The organism is Iamia sp. (assembly GCF_035575815.1).
GTDB lineage: Bacteria > Actinomycetota > Acidimicrobiia > Acidimicrobiales > Iamiaceae > Iamia.
Genome location: NZ_DATLXO010000011.1, coordinates 76,622 through 84,151 on the forward strand (window position 1 = coordinate 76,622; position 7,530 = coordinate 84,151).

At 74.3% G+C, this 7,530-nt stretch carries 7 protein-coding genes; 3 read left to right on the forward strand and 4 right to left on the reverse strand.

The genetic code is table 11. The features are described 5' to 3' along the window. Window positions 1–43 precede the first annotated feature (43 nt). The 3 genes from VNL12_RS00950 to VNL12_RS00960 all read left to right on the forward strand — a co-directional run bounded on the left by VNL12_RS00950 (window position 44) and on the right by VNL12_RS00960 (window position 4,676). On the forward strand, window positions 44–1,723 hold the full coding sequence (locus VNL12_RS00950; RefSeq protein WP_325590728.1) for an MFS transporter: 1,680 nt from the start codon (window positions 44–46) through the stop codon (window positions 1,721–1,723). A gap of 11 nt (window positions 1,724–1,734) precedes the next feature. Further along, window positions 1,735–2,709, forward strand: a complete 975-nt coding sequence (locus VNL12_RS00955) for a L,D-transpeptidase (protein ID WP_325590730.1) — start codon at window positions 1,735–1,737, stop codon at window positions 2,707–2,709. Window positions 2,710–2,882: 173 nt separating this feature from the next. Then, window positions 2,883–4,676: an ArnT family glycosyltransferase gene (locus tag VNL12_RS00960; RefSeq protein ID WP_325590732.1), complete on the forward strand. Its 1,794-nt coding sequence runs from the start codon at window positions 2,883–2,885 to the stop codon at window positions 4,674–4,676. Between the two features lie 74 nt (window positions 4,677–4,750). Here VNL12_RS00960 and VNL12_RS00965 read toward each other — a convergent pair whose 3' ends face one another. The 4 genes from VNL12_RS00965 to VNL12_RS00980 form a co-directional block, all read right to left on the reverse strand. Further along, window positions 4,751–5,314, reverse strand: a complete 564-nt coding sequence (locus VNL12_RS00965) for an alpha/beta family hydrolase (RefSeq protein ID WP_325590734.1) — start codon at window positions 5,312–5,314, stop codon at window positions 4,751–4,753. A 25-nt stretch (window positions 5,315–5,339) separates the two neighbouring features. Further along, window positions 5,340–6,044 (reverse strand): J domain-containing protein, encoded by a 705-nt coding sequence (locus tag VNL12_RS00970; RefSeq protein ID WP_325590736.1) that lies wholly within the window; start codon window positions 6,042–6,044, stop codon window positions 5,340–5,342. A 58-nt stretch (window positions 6,045–6,102) separates the two neighbouring features. Beyond that, window positions 6,103–7,137: a hypothetical protein gene (locus tag VNL12_RS00975; RefSeq protein WP_325590738.1), complete on the reverse strand. Its 1,035-nt coding sequence runs from the start codon at window positions 7,135–7,137 to the stop codon at window positions 6,103–6,105. Between the two features lie 93 nt (window positions 7,138–7,230). Next, window positions 7,231–7,530 (reverse strand): HRDC domain-containing protein (locus tag VNL12_RS00980; RefSeq protein WP_325590739.1); only part of this gene is annotated, 300 nt, incomplete at its 5' end.

The following is a 7,530-nucleotide window of genomic DNA, read 5'->3' on the forward strand; positions in this document are numbered from 1 at the left end:
CGCCGGATCGCGAGGGCGGGCTCTCGATGGACGAACATGAGGTGTGGCGAGGGTCTCCCAGACGGTCGTGGTCGACCCCGACACCGCCGAGGGGCTCCTCCGCCCGCGCGCTGACATCCTCGTCGAACGAGCCTGGACCGGGTCCGACGCTCGGGACTGGGGCGACGCCCACCCGGACGTCCCGTCCGACGCCGACCCCCACGGCCGCGAGGAGGGACCCGATCCCGGCGCGGCCCGGACGGCCACCTTCGGGCTCGAGCGCGGGCCGATGGCCAGCTACCGCCGCGACGTCGAGGCCGCGGTCCGCGCCGACGGCCAGGTCGCGGTCACCGAGACGACGCGCTTCCGCCTGGCCCTCGGCCCGTGGGGCGCGGTCGTGTCCCCGCTCATCGCCCGCGCCCTGCGCCGCACGACCCGGCGGGACATCGCCCGCAGCCCCGTGTGGGCCCCACCCGCGACCCTCGATGTCCGATCGGGGACCATCCTCGGACTCCTGCTCACCCTGGCCCTGGTGGCCGGCTACCTGGGCACGGTGATGACCCAGACCATCACCTACGCGGCCGATGAGTTCGGCCGGGGCACCACCGCCCAGGGCGGAGCCTTGGCCGCCGTGCGCGTCGGGACCCTCGGCAGCCTGGCCCTGGTGGCCCTGGCCGACCGTCGCGGCCGGCGTCGACTCCTGCTGCTGTCGCTGGCGGCCGCATGCCTGGCCACGGTGCTGGGCGCCTTCTCGCCGACCCTCGAGGTGCTGGGCGTGACCCAGACCATGGCGCGAGGCTTCACCACTGCGGTCACGCTGCTCCTCGCGGTCGTCGCCGCCGAGGAGATGCCGGCCGGGGCCCGGGCGTATGCCATCAGCGTTATGACCATGACCGGGGCGCTGGGCGCCGGGGTGGCGCTGTGGGCCCTCCCTCTGGCCGACGTGGGCGAACAGGGGTGGCGGATCCTCTACCTGATCCCGGTGCTCGGCCTGCCGTTGGTGGCGTGGGTGCGGCGCCAGCTGCCCGAGAGCCAGCGCTTCGTGCGCCCCCACCGCGACGCGCGGGTCGTCAAGGGCCACGGCGCCCGCCTCTGGTCGATCGGGGCTGCGCTGTTCTGCTCGTCGGCCTTCGGGGCACCCAGCAGCCAGCTCCTCAACGACTTCCTGCGCGACGAGCGGGGGTTCTCCGCGGCCCGGATCTCGCTGTTCGCCGTCCTGACCAGCACCCCGGCCGGCATCGCCCTCGTCGCCGGCGGGCGGCTGGCCGACACGCGAGGCCGCCGCCACGTCGTGGCCATCGGCGTCGCCGGCGGCGCCGTGCTCGGGGCGTGGGGCTTCACCATGGCGGGCTGGCCGCTGTGGATGGCCAACCTGGGGGCCACCATGCTCGGCGCCCTCGCAGTGCCGGCCCTCGGGGCCTACAGCCCCGAGCTTTTCCCGACCGCGGCGCGGGCCAAGGCCGCGGGCATCCTCCAGGTGTTCTCGGTGGTGGGCAGCGCGATCGGGCTGGTGGTGGCGGGCGTGGCCAAGGACCAAACCGGTCGCCTGGCCGACGGGATGTTCCTGCTGTTGCCGCTCGCTCTGCTGGTCGCGGTCCTGGCCCTGACCGTCTTCCCCGAGACCGCCCGGCGCGAGCTGGAGGACATCAACCCCGAGGACGACCTCTCGGTCCCCGGCGAGGGCCCGATCGTCGCCGGTGAGGACCCACCGCCCGCGGGGTCGCCGGCCCCGGGCCTGACCTAGCATCCGCCCCCGTGAACCGGCCCGAGCCCACCCGCAGGACCATCGCCCTCACCGGCGGCGGCTTCCTCGCTGTCGTGCTCGTCGTGGCCACCGCGCTCTCGTGCACGAGGAGCGAACCGGAGCTCGGACCGGCCGCCTCACGACCCACGACGACCACGACCATCGCGGCCACGACACCGTCCACCGTCGGGCCGATCATCTCCTCGACGACCGCCCCCACGACGACCAACGGCCCCACGACCAACGGCCCCACGACCAACGGCCCCACGACCGACGCCCCCTCGACCAACGGCCCCACCACCGCCACGACCACCCCCACCACCGGCACGACGCCACGCGCGTCCTCCGACCCGGTTGCCCCCGCCGGGCTCGGTCTGCTCCCGGCTCGCACCAGTGAGGTCGCGACCGTCCGCTCGGGCGTCGGGGAGGTCACCGTCTACGACTCGGCCACCGGTGCGGCCACCGACGCGGTGGACGCGACCGGCGACTACGGCCAGCCCCAGGTGTTCTTGGTCCTCGAGCGCTCAGCGGGTCGCCTCCACGTGCTGCTGCCGGTACGCCCCAACGGCAGCCAGGGCTGGATCGACGAGGCCGACGTCGACGTGGCGACCCACGACTACCAGATCCAGGTGTCGCTCTCGGAGTTCCGGATGCTCGTGCAGCAGGGCGACCGGGTCGTCATCGACACCGCCATCGGCGTGGGCACCCAGGACACCCCCACCGTCGGCGGCGACTTCTACACCTGGGTCCTGCTCGACCCGACGAACGCCGGCTACGGCTCCTACGCCTACGGCCTGTCGGGCTTCTCCACCCTCGAGCAGTTCGCCGGCGGTGATGGGCGCATGGGCATCCACGGCACGGCGGACGACTCCTCGATCGGACGCAACGTCAGCCGCGGCTGTGTCCGCATACCCGACGACGTGGTCGTGGCGATGGTCGAGGACGTCGGCCTCCCCCTGGGTGTGCCCGTCTCGGTCCAGGCCTGACGGTCCGGTCCAGTAGCGTCTGCCCTCGCGGTCAGGTCGACGTGCCCCAACGCTCGGGAGGAGTTGTCGTCTCGCAGACTCCCCCGACACCGTCGACCGAGCCCGCCGGCAGGTCCGCGACGGTCGCCACGCCGCCTCGGCTTCGCGAACGGGTCCGGTCGGCTGGACGCGCTGTGCGGGCCGGGTGGCTCGTCGCCTTCATCCTCGTCCTGTACGGGGCGTCGGCGTTCGTGGTGCCCACCCTCGCCCCGGTGGCGATCAACGACGACTTCCTCTACGCCCGGTCGGTCGAGGTCCTTCGGGAGCAGGGCGAGCTGCGGATCTTCCCCGAGTCGGTGTCGACGCTGGTGGTGCAGATCGGATGGGGGGCCGCCTGGACGGCCATCTTCGGCGAGTCCTTCGGCGTGCTGCGGGCGTCGACGGTGGCCTTCTCGCTCCTCGCCGGGTGGGCGATGTACGGCCTGTGCCGGGAGCTGGGCGTCGATCGCACGCGCAGCGCCCTCGGGACCGCCCTGGTCGTGTTCAACCCCTTGGCCTACGCGACGAGCTTCAGCTTCATGAGCGACTCGTACCTGACCGGGTTGGTGACCGTGTCGGTGTGGTGCTACCTCCGGGGCCTGCGACGAGACGAGCCCGACGCGCGGTGGACCACGCTCGGCTCGGTGGCGGCCTCCATGGCGTTCCTGGTCCGCCACGCCGGGGCGCTCGTCCCGCTCGGGGTCCTCACCTGGCTGCTGGTGAGCCGCCGGCTCCGGCTCGACCGGCCTGGCCTGGCGTTGGTGGCGCGAGTGGCGCTGCTGCCGTTGGTCGCCGTGGTGGGCCACACGCTGTGGTATCGCTCATCGGCGGGCGGGACGTCAGAGTTCTCGGGCGCGGTGGCGGACGAGATCGCCGCAGCGGTGCCCGGTGGGATCGCCACCCTCGCCCACCGCCTCCTCGCCGTCGAGGCGACCTACCTCGGCCTCTTCGTCCTCCCGATCGCGGTCGCCGCCGTCCCGAGGCTGCCGGGCCTGCTGCGCCGCATGCCTCGCTCGGGCGTGATCGCCGCCGCGTTGGCGTTTGGCGCGCTCGCCACCACCGCCGTCCACTTCTCACCGTTTCAGAACCTGTACCCCTGGACCCCGCAGTTCCTGAGCGACTACGGCGCCGGGCCGCTTGACCTGCGCGGGGGCCGCCAACCCCTCGTGAACCAGACCGGCGTGCGGATCATCCTGGTGCTCTGCGCCCTCAGCGCCATCGTGCTGGTGGTGGTGCTGGCCCAGCGGGCGCCCCGCCTGTGGGAGCGGCGCGGCTCGCCCGCAGGCTTGGTCGCCGGCGTGCTCGTCTGGCAGGCGGCCGGCGCGGTCGGCCCGTCGATCGTGCTCCGAGACAGCGTGCTCTCCTTCGACCGCTACTTCCTGCCCCTCCTTCCGCTCGGTGTGGCCCTCGCCCTGTGGGCGGTGCGCGACGTGCGGGTCGTCCAGCCCGCCGCCTGGGCGGTTGCGGCCCTCCTGGCGGTGGTGGCCGTGGCCTCGACGCGAGACCACCTGGTCCGTCAGACGGCGACGTGGGAGCTGGCTGCGCAAGCCCGGGGTGACGGCATCGCCGTCACCCAGCTCGACGCCGGCGCAGCGTGGAACGGCACGCACGCCTACGGGCTGGACGACCCTGGACCTGGGGCCACAAACGCCGAGGAAGCCGCGGAGGCGGGCGCCGGCGAGCCGGGAGCGGTCCCCGCCGCAGCCTCGCCGGGCCGGGGGCTGGGGAGGCGGGGGGCGTCGATCGACGACCCCGTCCTGCTCGCCCCGTACGATGTGGCGCCCTGGTGGCTCGACTTCTACACCCCGGCGATCGATGCCGAGTTCGTCGTCGCCGGCGATGAGTTGGACGGCCACGAGGTGCTGCGCCGGGTCGAGATCTCGTCGTGGCTCCACCCGGAGCCGACGTACCTCTACCTCCTCCGGCGCCTTCCGCCCGTCCCCCCCTGAGCGCCCGGTCCTCTTCTCGTGTCGGAGCCCCGCCCGTTGGCCAACGGGCGCACCCTGTCCCGGTCCTCTCGGCCTCAGGCGAGGGTCGCGCACCAGGTCGCGACCGCGGCGGCGATCTCGTCGTCTCGACCCTTGGGGTCGTGGCGGGCGCCGTCGAGCCACACGTGGGTGACGGGGCCGGGGATCAGCGCGCTGGCGGCTTCCATCTCCTCAGGGGTCCCGAACGGGTCGCGCGTGCCGCCCACGAACAGGCAGGGCAGGGCCAGCGCCGGCAGGTGCTCGGTGCGCAGCCGCTCGGGCTTGCCCGGGGGGTGCAGGGGGTAGCTGAGCAGCACCAGACCGGCGGACGGGAGCCCCTCGGCGACAGCCATCGAACACATGCGACCCCCCATCGACCGTCCCCCCAGGACGATGCCACCGGGATCGACCCCGGTGCGCTCGGCGAGGGACCGAGCCTCATCCACGATGCACGCGATCAGCTTGGGCGCTCGGTCCGGCGCCTTGCGCCCAGCGCGGCGGTAGGGGAAGTCGACCCGGGCCACGGGCCGCGGGGCGACCGCGGCCTCGACGGCCACGAGGGTGGGGTGGTCGCGTCCGCTCCCGGCGCCGGGCGTGAGCAACACGGCGGCGGCGGTCATTGGTGCTCCCCCTCGGCGGCGCAGGTCACGGCACGAGCAGGATGCGCCGGGCCTCGGACAGCTCCGCGATGCGCTCGGCGGCGCCCGAGTGGCGGCCGCCGTGGTCAGGGTGGGCCACGCGGAGCAGGTCTCGGAAGCGCCGCTGGACCGCTTGGCGATCGGGCGACGGGCCGGCCAGGCCGAGCACGCCGAGGGCCCAGGCCTCGGGGTCGCGGTAGCGACCCAGGGCCGTGACCAGACCCGACCCGCGGCCGCTGATGGCGTCGATCAGGCCGTCGTGGGATCGACCCCGCCAGCGCAGCCCGCGGCGGATGACCCGCATCACCGGGCCCCGGCTCTCGATCGGTAGCCGGCCGGCGGCGTAGACCACGGCCAGCACCTGCGGACCGGGCGAGGTGCCGTCGGAGGTGTCGAGGTCCAGGTGCATGCGCTCACCGTCGCCGACCAGCCGGTGCACCCGCCGGGTGAGGCCGATGTGATCGGTCTGGAAGCGGTGGCGCAGGCGGGGCTGGGGGATGCTCTGGCCCAGCTCGAGCTGGTGGCTCAGCCGGTCGAGATCCGCGTGCAGGTCGTCGTCGACCTGGGCGATGAACGCTCCGGCCACGGCGCCGAGCAGGATGCCGCCAAAGCCGGGCGCAGGGGTGACCGGGAGGACGCACGACCCCAACGCCACCCGCCGGGTGGGGGCGATGGGGCGGGACTGGAAGACCTCCAGCTCGGCCAGGACCATCGGGTCAACCTACCGGGGCCGGCCGCGGCCCCGATGAGCGGAGCCGGGGCGGCGACGATCAGACCAGGGGCCGCAGGTGGCTGCGCAGCGCGGTGGCCGCCTCCACGATCTCCTCGTCTCCGGTGCCGGCCTCGCTGAGCAGCTCCCGCAGGGCGACGACGAGGTCGGTGATCGCCTGCCAGTCGTCCTCGGCGAACCCGAAGGGCACCGCCATCGTGGTGGCCGACCCGGCCGCGTCGTCGAAGCGCACGGTGGCGGCGCGATCCGAGGCGTCGTGCAGCAGGCGGTCGGCGCTCACGAACAGCTCGGAGAGGACATCCTGAGCGTCGGGGCCACCGATCTCGTCGTCGGTGACCTGCTCGTCCTCCCACGCCTTGGTGACGTCCTCGATCAGTGCGTCGACCCGTTCCTCGTCGTCGAGGGCGACGGTGACCTCGCGGTAGCCGCGCGCGTGGGCGATCCGCTGCTCGATCAGGGCCTCGATGAAGCGGTCCTCGAGCCCGAGGGGCCAGTCGCCCACGTCGTAGATCACCGGCTCGACGTCGGGTGAGAGATCGAGGGCGAGGCGCTCCTCGATGTCGTCGATCAGGTCGTCGACGACCTCGGCGTCCGACGCCGCCACCACGAGGGTGCCGGCCTCCCACGCCCGCCGTACCCGGACCGCGGTCAGGGCCTCGTCGAGCAGCTTGCGCTCTCGCGACCCCCAGTCCGACAGCTCGAACTCGATCTGCCCGGTGGGCTCACGCTCCTCATCGGACTCGTCGCCGTCCTCGTCGCCTTCCGCGATGTCCTCGGCCTCCTCGGCCACCGGCACCTCGTGTTCGTCGGACTCGACGGCGTCGCCGTCCTCGTCAGCGGCCTTCTCGGCGGCCGCCCCGTCGCCCGCGACGGCGTCGGCGTCGCCCGCCCCATCGGTGTCGGCCAGCTCGGTCACCATGTCGTCGACCACGTCGGGCTGGCCGACCTCCTCGTCGCGCTCCGGCTCCGCGGCCGGGGGCTCGTCGTCGACCCCACCCTCGGGCGGTGCGGCGTCGAGTCCGTCCTCGTCGTCCCCGGTGGCGTCGTCACGCCCGAAGAGGCGGCGGAGCTTCACCGGGGCGATCTCGGGGGCGGGGCGGACGGGTGCATCGGTTCAGTATCGCAGGGCCGCGCCGCCGGGCCGGTCGGAGGCCGGTGGCCCGGGACCTTAGGGCTCCGCCGGGGCGCCGGGATCGGCGGCGACGAGGGCGAGGACGTCGACGCCGTAGCGCTCGAGCTTGGCCGGGCCGATGCCGGGCACGCCGGCCAGCTCGCGCGCTGTGGTCGGGGCCCGCGAGGCGATGGCGCGCAGGGTGGCGTCGGAGAACACGACGTAGGCGGGGACGCTGTCGGCCTGGCTGCGCCGGCGTCGCCAGGCTCTCAGCGCCTCCTCCCGCGCCCCCTCGGCGCCGGTGAGCGGCTCGTCCCGGGCCGGGCGGCCCCCGTCGCGCCGCTCGCGCCCGGCGCG

What these genes read in the sequence shown, in the direction of transcription:
- VNL12_RS00965 (WP_325590734.1), bottom strand. Translation starts at nt 5,314, where the DNA reads ATGACCGCCGCCGCCGTGTTGCTCACGCCCGGCGCCGGGAGCGGACGC.
- VNL12_RS00970 (WP_325590736.1), bottom strand. Translation starts at nt 6,044, where the DNA reads ATGGTCCTGGCCGAGCTGGAGGTCTTCCAGTCCCGCCCCATCGCCCCC.